Annotated in this window: 10 protein-coding genes; 7 read left to right on the forward strand and 3 right to left on the reverse strand. The window is 53.8% G+C overall.

Features of this window, described 5'->3' with window-relative positions:
- Window positions 1–7: 7 nt before the first annotated feature.
- Both HALA3H3_RS11545 and HALA3H3_RS11550 read right to left on the reverse strand, forming a co-directional pair.
- The gene (locus tag HALA3H3_RS11545) at window positions 8–1,522 is read right to left on the reverse strand and encodes a sodium:solute symporter family protein (protein WP_022521721.1); all 1,515 of its coding nucleotides are present in this window, start codon (window positions 1,520–1,522) and stop codon (window positions 8–10) included.
- Window positions 1,523–1,537: 15 nt separating this feature from the next.
- On the reverse strand, window positions 1,538–1,783 hold the full coding sequence (locus tag HALA3H3_RS11550; RefSeq protein WP_022521722.1) for a hypothetical protein: 246 nt from the start codon (window positions 1,781–1,783) through the stop codon (window positions 1,538–1,540).
- 322 nt (window positions 1,784–2,105) lie between these two features.
- On the opposite strand from HALA3H3_RS11550, the gene aptA reads away from it, so the two are divergent.
- The 3 genes from aptA (at window position 2,106) to HALA3H3_RS11565 (ending at window position 5,734) form a co-directional block, all read left to right on the forward strand.
- On the forward strand, window positions 2,106–3,479 hold the full coding sequence (gene aptA / locus HALA3H3_RS11555; protein ID WP_022521723.1) for an omega-aminotransferase AptA: 1,374 nt from the start codon (window positions 2,106–2,108) through the stop codon (window positions 3,477–3,479).
- Between the two features lie 45 nt (window positions 3,480–3,524).
- On the forward strand, window positions 3,525–5,021 hold the full coding sequence (locus HALA3H3_RS11560; RefSeq protein WP_022521724.1) for a CoA-acylating methylmalonate-semialdehyde dehydrogenase: 1,497 nt from the start codon (window positions 3,525–3,527) through the stop codon (window positions 5,019–5,021).
- A 92-nt stretch (window positions 5,022–5,113) separates the two neighbouring features.
- Window positions 5,114–5,734 (forward strand): TetR/AcrR family transcriptional regulator, encoded by a 621-nt coding sequence (locus HALA3H3_RS11565; protein ID WP_022521725.1) that lies wholly within the window; start codon window positions 5,114–5,116, stop codon window positions 5,732–5,734.
- A gap of 7 nt (window positions 5,735–5,741) precedes the next feature.
- On the opposite strand, the gene HALA3H3_RS11570 is transcribed toward HALA3H3_RS11565, so the two are convergent.
- Window positions 5,742–6,200: an Lrp/AsnC family transcriptional regulator gene (locus tag HALA3H3_RS11570; protein ID WP_022521726.1), complete on the reverse strand. Its 459-nt coding sequence runs from the start codon at window positions 6,198–6,200 to the stop codon at window positions 5,742–5,744.
- A 125-nt stretch (window positions 6,201–6,325) separates the two neighbouring features.
- Here HALA3H3_RS11570 and HALA3H3_RS11575 point away from each other — a divergent pair, with 125 nt between their 5' ends.
- From HALA3H3_RS11575 to HALA3H3_RS11590, 4 genes are all read left to right on the forward strand, one after another.
- Window positions 6,326–7,288 carry a nucleoside recognition domain-containing protein gene (locus HALA3H3_RS11575; RefSeq protein ID WP_022521727.1) on the forward strand — a complete coding sequence of 321 codons (963 nt, stop codon included), beginning with the start codon at window positions 6,326–6,328 and terminating at the stop codon, window positions 7,286–7,288.
- A gap of 329 nt (window positions 7,289–7,617) precedes the next feature.
- A complete protein-coding gene (locus tag HALA3H3_RS11580) occupies window positions 7,618–8,250 on the forward strand; it encodes a hypothetical protein (RefSeq protein WP_022521728.1) in 633 nt (210 codons plus the stop codon).
- Between the two features lie 23 nt (window positions 8,251–8,273).
- A complete protein-coding gene (locus tag HALA3H3_RS11585; RefSeq protein ID WP_022521729.1) occupies window positions 8,274–10,205 on the forward strand; it encodes a hypothetical protein in 1,932 nt (643 codons plus the stop codon).
- A gap of 166 nt (window positions 10,206–10,371) precedes the next feature.
- A complete protein-coding gene (locus HALA3H3_RS11590) occupies window positions 10,372–15,291 on the forward strand; it encodes a DNA repair ATPase (protein ID WP_022521730.1) in 4,920 nt (1,639 codons plus the stop codon).
- Window positions 15,292–15,360 lie beyond the last annotated feature (69 nt).

Raw genomic sequence — 15,360 nt, forward strand, 5'->3', positions numbered from 1 at the left:
CCACTCCTTATTTGTAGTTAGCGGCGTTGGTCGTTTCTTGGGTGTATGCAAGCAAGCGCTCGGGGTGGTACTCGGCATCATAGTCGTAGCGTGCCTGGGTAAAACGTTCTACTACTGCTGTATCGCGACGATGTAGCGCATGGCTTAGGCCTACAAACAGCGCAGTGTTTAGCAGCAGACCCCAAATACCTGCGTGGTAACCAAAGGGGGCGCTTAGTGGCCCAAAGGTCATCAGTAGTACACAGGCAACACCGGCCCATAAACCAGCAAGCGCGGCGGTGGGGTGGGCTTTTTTCCAAGTGATGGCACCGATGGTAGGAATAATCAGCTGTGCGGTGCCCGCCAAGGCAGCAATCCCAATAGTCACCAGCACGCCGGGAACGGTAAGCGCCATGATATAAGCCGCAAGTGAGAAGCCCACCAGCGAAAGGCGGCCGATATAAACGATCCGTGCTTGGCTGGCCCCGCGGTTTATATAGCGCTTATAAATATCCATCGTTACCACGGTGGAAACTGCGTGAATTTGCGAGTTAGCGGTCGACATGGCGGCCGAAGCGCCTGCCGCCATAATCAGCGAGGCGAGTAAGTAAGGCGCATACTCCATCAGCATAATGGGCAGGATTTGATCAGGATTTTCTACATTGGGTTCGAGTATTACGCCGGAGTAACCAGAAAGCACCGACCCCACGTAGGCAAAGGCTGCCAGGCCAAGTAGAAATGGCATTAGGTTAAACAGTTTGCCGTGTTTGACTGAGTACATGCGCAGCCAGATTTGTGGGCCCATAAAGGCGCCAATCGCGAAAAGCGAGAACCACATGGGGTAACCCATCGTGCCGTTAGGCCCTGGCATGGTGAGGTGTTCGGGGGAGGTTTGGTGTAGCTGGCTAAATAGTGCCGTTGGCCCTCCTAACTGGGTGGAAATATAGTAGCCCGCGTACAGCATGCCAAAGAACAGCAGTGCGCCGTATATCACGTCGGTCCAGGCGATGGCGCGTATACCACCGATCCACACATAGATAATAATAATGAAGTAAAACAGCAACGCTGCTAACCAGAAAGGAATTAATCCCCCTGAGGCAACTTCAATTAAGTAAGCGCCCCCGGTTAATTGGATCTGTAAATAAGGCACGGTAAAAATCAGCGTGATTGCTGCAACGGTAATGCGCAGCGCCTCACTATTATAAAAGTCGCCAATTAAATCTGAAGGCGTTAAATAGTTGAATCGTTTACCTAAAAACCAAACTCGCTTGCCTATCCAGTAATACATAAAGCCAAATAGCAGGTTCCAGGCTAGCGCGGTAAGAAATACCGGGCCGTTGGTATAAAACGTTGCGTTAGAACCCAGGAAGGCAAAGGCACTCCACCAAGTGGCGGCAACGGTGAAGAACACCGCACTACTACCCATGGCACGACCTTGAACGAAAAAGTCTTCACTGGTTTCCTGTGATTGTCTTGCTGATAAAATCCCTACTATCAAGGGGATAATCATAAATGCAGCGATAATTAATAGACTACCTGTCATGGTTGATCCCTCCCCTTATGGCTGTTGTTTAGCAGTGTTTTCAGCCATTGGTGTCGGGCTGCCCCAATTAGTAAAGTACGCCACCAAAAAAAGCGCTGTTAACGCAAACCACCAAAACAGGTTCCATACAATAAGAAACGGAATGCCCAGTACCATGGGTTCAATCCGATTAGCCAGCATAATGATGGGACTTTCCAACATGAAAAAACTGAATATCATGCCGCCATAAATGGACAGTTTGAGCGGAGTTAAATATTTCATAGCAAGTAAGCCCTATGTTCCTGGTGAATTATTTATGTTTAGTAAGTGAGCGTTCTTTTCAGCACATGGCAGCCAACAGCAGCGGTTATTAGCGCGACGCTATCGGTGCTGTGGACTGTTTGGGCGTGATCCAGATATTTGTTGTATTTATTCGCATAAATATAATGATTAGGTGTTTTTTAAGCAGCCGTCAAGGTTGCAAGGTCTTCACAACACCGTTTTACGTATAGATTCTCTAACGTGAACAAAAGAAGAGCGTAATTTTATAAACGTGTTCGGTGGCGCATGCTGGGCAATGCCTCATACGATGGAGCCGGACACCATGTTTGGAATAAAAAGCAAAACCAAGACTAAAGCCTCACCTTCTTCTATGGGGGATGCGCCCTCAAAAACGGCACTTAATCAGCATTACTGGATGCCGTTTAGCGCCAATCGCGACTTCCACGCTAACCCGCGGGTTATCGCCGGGGCGGAAGGGCGTTACTACATTGATGACCAGGGCCGTAAGCTATTTGATTCGCTTTCCGGGCTATGGACCTGCGGCGCGGGGCATAACCGCGAAGAAATCCAAAAGGCTGTTTCGGCGCAGCTCGGCACCCTTGATTTCGCGCCAGGTTTTCAGCTTGCCCATCCATTGGCGTTTAAGCTGGCGGAAAAGGTGGCTAGCCTTACACCTGCTGGGCTGGATCATGTGTTTTTCACCAACTCGGGGTCAGAAGCGGCTGATACGTCGGTCAAAATGGCCAAGGCCTACTGGCGCTTAAAAGGTAAGCCTGAGAAAACCCGTATGATTGGCCGCGCCAAGGGGTACCACGGGGTCAACATTGGCGGAACCAGCCTGGGCGGGATTGGTGGCAATCGCAAACACTACGGCCAGTTGATGGACGTAACGCATCTGCCGCATACCCTTCAGGCGGGTCACGCCTACACCCGTGGCCAAGCGGAAACCGGCGCTGGGCTTGCCGATGCATTGCTCGATCAAATCGCCCTACACGATGCCTCCACCATTGCGGCGGTGATTGTTGAGCCAATGTCCGGCTCGGCAGGGGTTATTGTGCCACCAAAGGGCTACCTGGATCGGCTGCGCGAGATCTGCACCGCCCACGATATTTTACTGATTTTTGACGAAGTGATTACCGCCTTTGGGCGTAGCGGCGCGACCACCGGCGCGGAAGCCTTTGGTGTCACGCCGGATATCATGAACGTGGCGAAGCAGATCACTAACGGCGCCATTCCTATGGGGGCGGTGATCGCTTCCAGCGAGATTTTCGACACATTTATGCATGCCGGTGGCCCCCAGCACGCCGTTGAATTCCCCCATGGTTACACCTACAGCGCCCACCCGGTGGCCTGCTCTGCGGGATTGGCGGCGCTTGAGATGATGGAGCGAGAAAATTTCCCCGCTCAGGTTAGCGCCATCGCACCTACCTTTGAGCAGAAGCTACACGCCTTGAAAGGGCGCAATCACGTTGTCGATATTCGTAACTACGGCTTAGCGGGGGCCATTCAGCTAACGCCCCGGGAAGGCGACCCCATTATCCGCCCACGGGATGCGCATATGGCGCTTTGGGAAGCTGGCTTCTACGTGCGCTACGGTGGCGATACTTTGCAATTTGGCCCTCCGTTTGGCACCACCGAAGCCGAGCTTGAGCGCCTTTTCGATGCCGTTGCGACCACCCTGGATTCGTTAGCCTAAGATTCATTGGATAACCGACTGACCTAAATTTCAGAGAGTTTAACTATGAGTGTTGTTTCCCACCTGATTAACGGCGAGTTAGTTGAAAGTAAGCGGACGCTGGATGTCACCAACCCCTCAACGGGCAAGGTGATTCGACAAGTGGCTGATGCGGATGCCGCCGATGTAGAGCGTGCCATTGCCGCTGCCCAGGCGGCGTTTCCGGCTTGGCGCGATACGCCGCCCGCTAAGCGCGCCCAGGTGATGTACCGTTTTAAGCAATTGCTGGAAGATCACGCTGACCGCTTAGTGCAATTGGTTAGCGAAGAGCATGGCAAAACCCCCGAAGACGCCATGGGCGAACTCAAGCGCGGCATCGAGAACGTTGAGTACGCCTGCGGGGTGCCGGAGCTGTTAAAAGGTGAGTACTCCCACAATGTAGGGCCAGGTATTGATGCCTGGTCAAACTTCCAGCCGTTGGGTGTGGTGGCAGGCATTACCCCGTTTAACTTCCCCGCCATGGTGCCGCTGTGGATGTACCCCATGGCGATTGCCTGCGGTAACACCTTTATCCTCAAGCCCTCGGAGAAAGACCCTTCAGCGGCGATGGCGGTGGCCGAACTGCTGCAAGAAGCGGGGCTACCCAAAGGTGTGATGAATGTAATTCACGGCGGGCGCGAAGCGGTGGAAACGCTGCTGGATGCCAAGGCCGTTAAAGCTATTTCGTTTGTCGGCTCAACGCCTGTGGCGGAAGCGATTTACTCGCGCGGTTCCGCGGCTGGTAAGCGCGTACAAGCCCTTGGTGGGGCGAAGAACCATGCTGTCGTTCTGCCTGATGCTGATTTGGAAAATGCCGCCAATACGCTGATGGGTGCGGCTTACGGTAGCTGCGGCGAGCGCTGCATGGCGATCTCGGTGGCGGTATGCGTTGGTGATGAAACCGCAGACCGCTTAGTCGAAACCATGCTGCCCAAAATTGCTCAGCTGAAAGTGGGCCCCGGCACTGACAAAGGCCTGGATATGGGGCCGCTAGTGACGGCCGAACACCGTGACAAGGTACTCGGGTTTATCGAAGATGGCGTTCAGGCTGGCGCTAAGCTGGTTGCTGATGGGCGCAGCCTAATAGTGGCTGGCCATGAGGAAGGCTATTTTGTTGGCGGCTGTCTGTTCGATAACGTCACCGCTGAGATGCGTATTTACCAGGAAGAGATCTTCGGGCCGGTGCTGTGCGTCATGCGGGTCGCTAGCCTGGACGACGCCATGCAACTGATCAACGACCACGAGTACGGCAACGGCACCTGCCTCTTCACCCGCGATGGCGAAGCTGCCCGTCGCTTTACCGACGCTATCGAGGTTGGCATGGTCGGGGTGAACGTGCCGTTACCAGTGCCCGTGGCTTATCACAGCTTTGGTGGTTGGAAGCGCTCGCTGTTCGGTGACCTTCACGCCTACGGCCCTGATTCAGTGCGTTTCTATACCCGCCGCAAAGCAGTTTCCCAGCGCTGGCCATCGGTTAGCGAAGCGACGCGAGCGGAGTTCTCGTTTCCCGCCAATCAAAGTTGACGTTCTAGGGTAAATAGGACATCTTCTCAGCACCGTCGCCCTGCGACGGTGCTTTTTTAGTGCCTATCTTCGATGTAAGGGACGAGTGCAGCGTGGCAAGAACCCAGGACGAAATTCGCCAGACCAACGTTAAGAAGATTCTCTTAGCCGCGGAGCAGCTATTTGCCGAAAAAGGCTACGCCGGTGCCTCTATGGGTGAAATCGCCCAGTTGGCCGATATTCCCAAGTCCAACGTGCACTACTACTTCTCTACCAAAAAAGCCTTGTATCAGGATGTATTGCTCGAGCTTTTGGAGGTGTGGAAACAAGACGCGCTCTGCTTTGAGCTCTATGATGACCCACGGGTGGTGCTTTCCACCTACATTCGCGCCAAGATGAACCACTCCCGCAATCGCGCCCACGGTTCGAAAGTTTGGGCGGCCGAAGTGATGCAGGGTGCGCCGATCCTTAAAGAGCGCTTGCGCGATAACCTTTACGAATGGGCCAAGCTGAAAGAGTCAAAAATTCGCGAGTGGGTCGATTCTGGTCAAATCAACCCTGTCGAGCCTTCCTACTTGCTGTATATGATCTGGGCATCAACCCAGCATTACGCCGACTTCGACTACCAAATCTGCCTTCTCAACGACGACCAGCCGCTGGACGATCTACAGTTCGAGAAAGCCGTACAGTCGGTTACCTCAGTGATCTTGAGGGGCATTGGGTTGACGGCCTGAGCAGCACTCAACGACTGAGCCGAACGGATGTATCAAACTTATGCCGCTTACGCGACAGAAGCGTGCGGAACTTGCGCAGGTTGTCGTCGCCATAGAGCACGCGATCACAAAAGCTGTCGTACTCGTCTAAATCAGCGACTGTCACTATCAACACAAAATCACACTCGCCGGTTACCTGATAACACTGCTTAACTTCAGGGGCGCTCAGCGCTGTTGTTAAAAAACGCTGGTAGAGTGATTTGTTATCCCTCTCCATGGTGACTTCTACCACCATGTGCAAGCACTGCCCCAAAGCGTCAGGATTGAGTAGTGCTACCTCCTGCTCAATGATTCCAGCGTCGCGTAATCGATTAACGCGCTTTAAGCAGGCGGAGGGTGAAAGCCCTATCTCATCTGCTAGTGCTTGGTTGGTCAGGCTGGAGTTACGCTGAAGCTGATCAAGGATTCGTCGATCAATGGCGTCCATGAAATAAAATGTCCTTTCTGAGCTCATAAAGAACGAATAGTGATTGTTAGTGCGGAATTGAAAAGAAGATTCTGCGTGAGCCCCATTATCATAACCGTTGTTCTAAGGATGGCAACGGAGGCTTGATGCAGATAACAATTCATCATCTATTGGCTTGGATAACCCACCTATTACAAGACGCGCTGCGTGTGTACCTGACGTTGCTCAAAATCCTGATTCCGGCGTTGCTTATCGTCAAAGGATTAGAACTCTTGGGTGTTATCGGCTGGCTGGGAACGGTATTGGCTCCCTTAATGAGCATACTCGGTTTGCCCGAGCAGTTGGGTGTTGTGTGGGCGGCGGCGCTCTTTACCAACTTGTACACCGCCATTGCGGTCTTTCTTCAAGTAGCCGGTGATATGCACTTGAGTACCGAGCAAGTAACGGTGCTGGGTGCGTTGATGCTGGTAGGGCACTCGATTCCTGTTGAAGGGGCCGTCGCCAAGCGCGCTGGCGTACCGTGGTGGGCTACGTTACTCCTGCGCGTAGGTGGGGCTTGGCTGCTTGCTTGGCTCTTGCACTGCTTCTATTCGTATTTTGGTTTGTTGCAAGCGCCAGCAGCACTGGTATGGCAACCAAGCTTGTCACCAGCGCCGACGCTAAGCAGCTGGGCTATAGCACAGCTTGAAACGCTAGCGCTTATCTTTGTGATTATTTTAGCGCTGATTGTGCTGCTAAAACTTCTGAAAAAGCTCGGCCTTGAGCGCTGGATTCATCTTGGCTTGCTACCGTTACTCAAACTATTAGGCATTGGCCGTTCTGCGGCTAACGTTACCGTGATTGGGTTCACGTTGGGATTAAGCTATGGCGCAGGGCTGCTGATTCGTGACTTGCAAAACGGTGTGCTTAGCAAACGGGATAGCACGCTTGCACTGTGCTTTCTCGGCCTCTGCCATAGCGTTATAGAAGACACGCTGCTGATCTTGATGCTGGGGGCTGACATAGCGGGCATTTTATGGGCACGGCTGCTGTTTGCTGTTGCTGTCACCGCAATGATTGCCCGCTGGCCGAGATTCATTGCTCGATTAGATGAACGAAAGCGGCAGTAAACCCCTTGGCCAAGTTTTCTTTGTTTGAACACCGCTTTGACGTTGGTGATCAGACCTAGCCGCCCAAAAGGGCGGATTTTGTAAGACATTCGCTATTGGTTTTGTAAGATATCTCTTAAAAATCGATGCCTGAATTGATTTCGCTAGGAGATGCTGTAGCTTTTCTTGGCGTTGCTAGCAGGGCTAAAGTCCTGAGCAATAAATAGCATCGACTTAATACTACTTTTTATAGAAAAGCCCTTTCTCAGCAAAATGAAAAAAGGGTGATGACTCATGGCGGCATTCCCTATTGATGGCGCTTATGTTTGGCCTTACTGGGTTTCAGGCGCATGCCTCTATTTATTTCGATTATTACCAGCTTTCCTACCGTCATCTTTACAGTACTGCTAAGTGTCGCCGTTCTTTACTGGTTAGTTTCGCTATCGGGTTTAGTCGATAGCGACGTAGTCGAGGGTGATGTTGGCGAAGGAGGTTCGCTGGCATTGGGCGGTTTACTGGCAACGCTGGGCTTGCACGGCGTTCCCCTGCCGCTAGTGATTACGCTGCTGGCATTAACCGGCTGGCTGTTTAGCTATTTCGCAATGCTGTTGTTAGGAACACACCTAAACCCAGGCCTGTTGCTGTGGGTGTTTAATGGCGTCGTGCTGATATTAGGGTTTGTTGTCGCCACTATTATCACGTCCTTGCTGATTCGCCCTATGCGGCCCCTTTTTCGCCCCGCTCAGCACCTGCCTATTGAACAGCGTTTGACAGGTAAGCAATGCACGGTTCGCTCGGGAGAGGTGACAAAAGAGAAAGGCCGCGCCGATGCGCATATCGATGGTGACCATCTTATTTTGCAAGTGCGAAGCGACTCAGTGCTGGTGCGCGGCGAGCGCGCCATCATTATTCAGTACCTGTTTACTGAAGATGCGTACTGGGTGGTATCTGAAAAAGATTTTGAAGCCGGCTTAGCCGATTAATTGCCTTGGTGCAGGAGATAAAGATGGATTTGTCGTGGATCATGCCACTACTGGTTACTGTCAGTGCGCTTGTTATTTTGCTGCTTGCAATACTGACACTGTTTAAAGCCTTTTATCGAAAAATAGATCAAGGCCAGGCATTAATCGTCAATGACCTTTCCGCAACGCCCAAGGTTTACTTTACCGGGGCTATGGTGCTGCCCGTTGTTCACCGTTCCGAAACCATGAAGGTGTCGGTGATCACCCTGGAGCTCAATCGTACCGGGAAAGAGGGGCTGATTTGCCGCGATAATTTGCGTGCCGATATTAGCGTAGCATTCTACCTACGCGTCAATGCGACTGCCGAAGACGTCTTGCGCGTTGCTAAATCCGTTGGTGTTGGTCGTGCGTCCGATCGCGATGCCGTTAATGAGTTGTTTAACGCCAAGTTCAGCGAAGCATTGAAGACTGTCGGTAAAAAGATGGACTTCATGCAGCTCTTCGAAGAGCGCCAGCAGTTCCGCGACGCCATTGTTGAGACCATTGGTCAGGATCTTAATGGCTACATTCTCGAAGACGTTGCCATCGACTATTTAGAGCAGACGCCGAAAAGCTCTTTGGATCCGAACAACATCCTGGATTCGGAAGGCATCAAATGCATCACTGAGATTACCGCCCGGCACAATGTTGAAACCAACCGCCTGGAGCGTGACCAAGAGCTGGAAATTCAGCGCAAGAATGTATCCGCACGTGAAGCCGCGTTAGAGCTTGAGCGAACTCAGGCCGATGCCGAGGCGCGTCAGCGTCGCGAAATCGAAAGCCTGCAGTCTCGTGAGCAGTCCGAAGCCGAGCAGGTACTCCAGCAAGAGCGAGCAAAAAGCGAAGCCGCGCGGATTAAAACCGACGAAGAGCTGGCGATTGCCGAAGAGAACAAGCAGCGCCAGATCGAAATGGCCACTAAGGCCCGCGAGCGTGCGGTACAAATCGAAGAGGTGCGCATTCGTCAGGCGAAAGAGCTTGAGGATGTGACCCGTGAGCGCGCGGTAGAAATTGAACGAATCGGTATGGAAAAAGCGCTGGAAGAAGAGCGCAAAGAGATTGCCGACATTACCAGCCAGCGTATTGCGGTTGAGCGCAGCGTGGCGGAAGAAGAAGAGAATATTAACGATGTGCGCAACCGTGCCGAGGCGGAGCGCCAGAAGGTCACTCGCTTGACCGCTGCCCAAGCCGAAGCTGAAGAGCGCAAGCTCAAAGAAGTGCGTGCCGCGGAAGCTGTGTTCGAGCGCTCCAAACTGGAAGCGGAAGAAGCCGTTATTCGAGCACAAGCCGATCTGGATGCCGCCGAGAAGAAATCCGCAGCAGAAGAGAAGCAGGCGCGTGGCCAACAGGCGCTTGCCGCGGCAGATGGGCTGGCCGAAGCACAAGTGCTGGAAGCGCGAGCTCACGCCCAGCGTAGCGAAGGCTTTGCCCTTGCCGAAGTTAAAACGGCTAATGCGAAAGCCGATGAAGATGCCGGACTGGCGGAAGTGCGTATTCTTGAGCAGCGCCTGGAAGCCGAGGCTATGGGCGAGGAAAAACTGGGCACCGCGAAAGCGCAGGCCCGGGAAGCAATGGCCAAAGCCGAAGCGAATGGTTTGGTCGAGAAGCTGCGCGCTTACGACAATATGTCCGAAGAGGCTCGCCACTTCGAAGAGTTCCGTATGAACCTGGAAGTCCACGAGAAAGAAGTCATGGCGCAAATCGAAGCTCAGCGCATCGGTATGCTCGAAAATGGCAAGGTAATGGCTGCCGCGATGCACAATGCTAAGTTTGAACTGATTGGAGGCGACAGCGATGTATTTGAAAAGCTCACCGCCGGCCTAGGCTACGGTAAAGCGGTTCAAGGAGTGCTCGATAAGTCGCCAGCGTTGCAAGCCACTCTGGCGGGCTTAGCGAATCGTGCCATGAGTTCTGGCAAATCCTCTGAAACTGCCTAAAGGACAGGGCGGCTCACTATGGGGAGAGCCGCCTTACTTTTGCCGGTAGTGTCGCGCCAAGCGGCCGGTGAACTATCCAGGCAGTTTTCGTGAAAGCCTAAGACCGCAACTGTCAGCCAATTGCGGTCTTTGCTATTTCTAGTGAGCACTTTTCAGGATGAATACTATGTCGAAGGAGCACGCTTCGGTTGAAAATATCGTCAGAGAAAGCACCGCATTTGAGACGATACAGCGGCGTTTGAGAACCCAGGGCGGCGAACTGGGTGCGTCGATCAGTAAACTGAATGACGCCCGCGCTGACGTTTTCGGTAGCAGTAGCATGGCGCTTTTGGGTAGGGCCCGTGTTCGAACCGAAAATAACGCCATTGCTCGCGATATGGTACGCATTGGCGAGCAAATTTTGTTTGGCTTTAATGTTCAATTAGGGTTGCGCAAAGAACTGGAAGCGAGCGATATTTTTGCGCTCTACCACCTCAAAGATGATGAAGAGGGGCTTGAGTTAAGTGAAGCGCCAATGGCGAATAGCTTCCTCACCGAGAGCCGCTTTGTTCAGGATTTCAAAGAACTCCAGAAATACTACAGCCATGCCACGCTGGTTCAACTGGTCACCCTTAACAATAAGCTGCTAATTGCTTTTCAAATCGGTGAAAAACTAAGCGACCTGCGCGTCTTCCGTTGGGAGTTAGCCGCCAGCGGTGAGGTGAGCCGCTATATCGATAATCGCGGCGAGCGCGACCTGATCTTTCCTGACCGCTTTGCTTTCCCCTGGCAGACAGCAGGCCGGGATATGCAGGAGCAGGGTCGTGCTCCCCATCTGAATATCCTTGATACCGTCTTCGTGGATAACCTGCGCGGCAACATTACCTTCAAGATTGAGAACAACACCAGCAGCGGCGAGGGTATCTTTACCGACCCGGTGGAGTCAGACTCCCAGTCGCTGGATGATGCCTCTTTTGAATATGCTGATCTTGGTGCGGTGGTGCTGATTCGCATTTTGCCCTTCAATGAGAAGCAGTGGCGCTACTACCTTTTCAACCGTGCTGAGCAGCACGTTAAACGTGTTGATGCCATGGCGGGCTCGGTGGTTGAGCTGCCGGAAAACCACGGCCTGATTTTTCCCTCAGGCTACTACTTGAATACGGGTGAGTTGACCACCTACGAAGTACCCGAGGAAGACCTGCGCTTCAAGCGCATGGTGCGCTCGCCAAACGGCGAAGATGTTCTCTACACTTTCTACGCGCCGCAAACCGGGCAGGTGGTGCTTTATCGCTACAACTTGATCCGCAAGCAGGTCGATACCCCCATGGTGGGGCACGGGGCGGCGATACTTGAAAACGGTCACCTAGCGATTTTTTACGCTGAAGACGAGCCTACGCTGGTGCATCCTATCCAGGTATGGGCGACGCCCTTTATGTCGGAGCGTTTTCATGCCCAGGACGCGGTGCGCAACGACACGCCACTAGGCCGAATCGGCAACCCTGATCTGGTGCGCGGTATTGCCGAGCTCAATAGCATTGTGCAGCTCGCTAACGAGCAGCAGGCGTCCGAGCGTCACTTTAACGCCATCATTCGTCGGGTCGACCGCACGCTGAACCAGTTCCACTGGATTGGTGAAGCTGACTTTAAAACCATTCACGCCGCGCTTGAACAGCTAAAGCACACCGCTGAACTGATGCTCGATGAGTATGAGAAAGTCCAGGCGATTCGTGCCCAGACAGCCCAGGCGCTAGACGAGGTTGAGAAACAGCAGGCGGCGCTGCTGCGGGAGCTCAAGCCCAGTAGTTGGAAAACCCCCGACCTATTCGTTACCTACCTGAAACACTTACGCGACCATCGTGGGCGACTAATGGCGCTGCGCGAGCGCCGCTACCTGGATGAGGAGCGCCTGCAAACATTAGAGCAAGCGCTGGATAAAGCGGAGCAGTCGCTTACCCAGCAGACCTTCAGCTTTCTTGCCCAGCCTGAAGCCTTGGACGGCTACCGGGAAACCCTGGCGACGTTGAAAGAGCAGGTGGGCGAAGCGGAAAATCGCCAGCAGCTGGCAGAGTGCGTGGGGCGTTACCGCGAGTTGACGGCGGGCCTGGATATGATTCAAGGGCTGTTGTCGTCGATGTCCGGCGGTGATGCTATCGAACAGACGCGGATCACCGAGAACATCTCCAGCATCTACGCCTCGATTAATCAGCAGCGCTCCGAAGCGGAGATCCGTTTAAGAGAGCAGGGGAGCGCAGAGGCTCAGGCGCAGTTTGCAGCCCAGATCCGCCTGTTTGAGCAGAGCTTGGCCAACGGTGTCGGTGCGCTGCGGGAGCCCGACGACTGCGATCAGCTAATGACCCGCATACTCGACCAACTCCAGGAGTTGGAGAGTCAGTTCGGTGAATTTGATGAATTTTTGACCACCATTCTCGAACAGCGTGAAAGTGCCCACGAGAGTATCGAAGCACGCCGCCAGCAGTTGCAGGATGAACGTCAACGTCGTGTCTCTACCCTAACGGACGCCAGCCAGCGGATTCTGGCCAATGTGGAGCGGCGCACAGAGCGCTTTGAAACCCTGGAAGAGCTGCATAGCTTCTTCGCAGCGGATGCCATGGTAGCCAAAGTGCGCAGCATGGTCGATGAGCTGCGCAATATGGGCGGCAATCTTGAGGCGGACGATATCGCCGGACGCCTGCGCTCCTCTCAAGATGCCGCCATGCGTAGCGTGCGTGACCGTTCCGATATCTATGAATCCGGTGGCGACGTCATTCGCTTAGGCCCGCGGCACCGCTTCAGCGTCAACCAGCAGCATCTCGACTTAACCCTGGTGCCGCGCCAAGAGCGAATCATGCTGCACCTGACGGGCACCCAGTATTACGAGCCGCTGGAAGATGAGCGGCTGACCGAACTGCAAGACTACTGGAGTATGCTGCTGCCTTCGGAAAGCTCTGCGGTCTATCGCGCCGAGTATCTTGCCTATCGCTTTATGGGCGAGCTAGCGCAGCCCGGTGCTAAGCCGGTTAATGTGGAAGATTTCAGCGAGCTTCAGCGTCAGATTGCCAATTTTGCTTCGCCGCGCTATCGCGAAAGCTACGAAAAAGGCATTCACGACCACGATGCTGCATTAATCGTACGCACCCTGTGGCCGGCTCGCCAAAGCGCTGGTTTGCTAGGGTTTGGGCCACTGCCGCGGGCATTGGCGATGCTGTTCTGGGCTGACCGCATCCATGATGAAGAGGCGACCCGTAACCTTCGCGCTCGCTGTCTATCGGCGGGCATTCTTTGCCGCATTATGAATAACGAGGATCTGCTGCGGGCCTTGATTCAGGAAGTACAACCGCAGCTTGGCGCCTTTTTGTCGGCCCAGCAGATCAAGTGCTCGGTGAGTCATATCAGCAGTGCCACAGACTTTCTAGTGCGCCAGTTGGCTGAAGAGGGCGAACGTTTTCCGGTCACCCAGTACGCCGCAAGCCTGGTGGAGAGCTTTACTACCTCCATGCAGCAGCAGGGCCACTACGCACACTTTCAAGAGGCTTTGGCGGTGGTTACGGGTAACCCCGGCGCCCGCTGGGTGATCACCTCCCACTGGCTGCAGGCCCACGCGGGGCAAGCCAAGCAAGAGGCGTTGCTGCACTACCTGCCCGAAGCGATTGCCATGCTTAACACGGCTGACCGGCTAAGCACCTCCACCCATAATGTCGAGCTAGCCTTCAACGTTACCGGCTTACTGGGCCAGCATGGGCGTCTTGAACAACAGGAGCTCACGCTTCAGCTCGATGACTTTCAGGAGCGACTGCGCCATCACGAGCAGGTCGTTATACGCGACTGGACGGCACTGCAAGAGCGTCGTCAGCTGATTTTACGCGAGCAGCGGGAGCGGTTGCGGCTCGAAGAGTACCTGCCGAAGCCACTCAACTCCTTTGTGCGCAACAAGCTGATTACCGAAAGCTACCTGCCCATTATCGGCGATAACCTGGCCAAGCAGATGGGCACGGTAGGCGATACGCGGCGAACGGATAATAGCGGTTTGCTGATGATGATCTCCCCGCCCGGCTACGGTAAAACCACGCTTATGGAGTATGTGGCGAACCGCTTGGGGCTGATCTTTATGAAGATTAACTGCCCCAGCCTTGGCCATGATGTGACCTCGCTGGATCCTGAGGCCGCCACGCACTCCACCGCTCGGGCCGAGCTGATCAAGCTGAACCTGGCGTTTGAAATGGGCAACAACGTCATGCTCTATCTTGACGATATTCAGCATACCCATCCGGAATTTTTGCAGAAATTTATCTCGCTATGCGACGGCAGCCGTCGGGTAGACGGTATCTGGAATGGGCGCACCAAGACCTACGATATGCGCGGTAAGCGCTTCTGCATCGCGATGGCGGGTAACCCCTACACCGAAAGCGGCGACGTGTTCAAAGTGCCCGACATGCTGGCTAACCGCGCCGACGTTTATAACCTGGGTGATGTATTAAGCGGCATGGAAGAGGTGTTTGCGCTCTCCTACATCGAGAACGCCATGAGTGCCAATACGGTGCTCGCCTCTTTGGCCACACGTGGCATGGAAGATTTCTACCGCTTTGTGGATATCGCCATGGGTCGCGAGGTGCCAAGCACCGACTTTGAACACGATTATAGTGCCGCAGAGCGCGAAGAGATCGTGGCGGTGCTGAAGAATATGTTTAAAGCCCGAGAAGTGGTGCTGCGCGTGAATCAGCAGTATATCGCCTCCAGCGCCCAGGCTGACGAGTACCGGACGGAGCCGTCATTCCGCCTACAGGGCAGCTACCGCAATATGAATCGGTTGGCAGAGAAGATGTCACCGATCCTTAGCGACGACGAGCTCGAAGCCATTATTGATGATCACTATGTCGGCGAAGCGCAACTACTCACCCAGGGTGCCGAAGAGAATCTACTCAAGCTGAAAGAGCTTAGAGGCACCTTGAGCGAGGAAGAAAAACAGCGCTGGGAAGCGATTAAGCGTGAGTTCCAACGTCGGCAACTAACCGGAGGCAACGAAGAGACCGGTGCCTTGGTGGTGCGTCAATTAAGCTTAATTGCGGAGGGGGTTGGTCAATGGGGGAAGGTAAGGTCGGAGGATGGTTAATGTTGCTGGAAGAACTACCCGAACATTAATCATGAGTTATTGATTGGAGATACTTAATTGTTAAAAATC

The organism is Halomonas sp. A3H3 (genome assembly GCF_000982975.1).
GTDB lineage: Bacteria > Pseudomonadota > Gammaproteobacteria > Pseudomonadales > Halomonadaceae > Vreelandella > Vreelandella titanicae.

What these genes read in the sequence shown, in the direction of transcription:
- HALA3H3_RS11545 (WP_022521721.1), bottom strand. Translation starts at nt 1,522, where the DNA reads ATGACAGGTAGTCTATTAATTATCGCTGCATTTATGATTATCCCCTTG.
- HALA3H3_RS11550 (WP_022521722.1), bottom strand. Translation starts at nt 1,783, where the DNA reads ATGAAATATTTAACTCCGCTCAAACTGTCCATTTATGGCGGCATGATA.
- aptA (WP_022521723.1), top strand. Translation starts at nt 2,106, where the DNA reads ATGTTTGGAATAAAAAGCAAAACCAAGACTAAAGCCTCACCTTCTTCT.
- HALA3H3_RS11560 (WP_022521724.1), top strand. Translation starts at nt 3,525, where the DNA reads ATGAGTGTTGTTTCCCACCTGATTAACGGCGAGTTAGTTGAAAGTAAG.
- HALA3H3_RS11570 (WP_022521726.1), bottom strand. Translation starts at nt 6,200, where the DNA reads ATGGACGCCATTGATCGACGAATCCTTGATCAGCTTCAGCGTAACTCC.
- HALA3H3_RS11575 (WP_022521727.1), top strand. Translation starts at nt 6,326, where the DNA reads ATGCAGATAACAATTCATCATCTATTGGCTTGGATAACCCACCTATTA.
- HALA3H3_RS11580 (WP_022521728.1), top strand. Translation starts at nt 7,618, where the DNA reads ATGCCTCTATTTATTTCGATTATTACCAGCTTTCCTACCGTCATCTTT.
- HALA3H3_RS11585 (WP_022521729.1), top strand. Translation starts at nt 8,274, where the DNA reads ATGGATTTGTCGTGGATCATGCCACTACTGGTTACTGTCAGTGCGCTT.
- HALA3H3_RS11590 (WP_022521730.1), top strand. Translation starts at nt 10,372, where the DNA reads ATGTCGAAGGAGCACGCTTCGGTTGAAAATATCGTCAGAGAAAGCACC.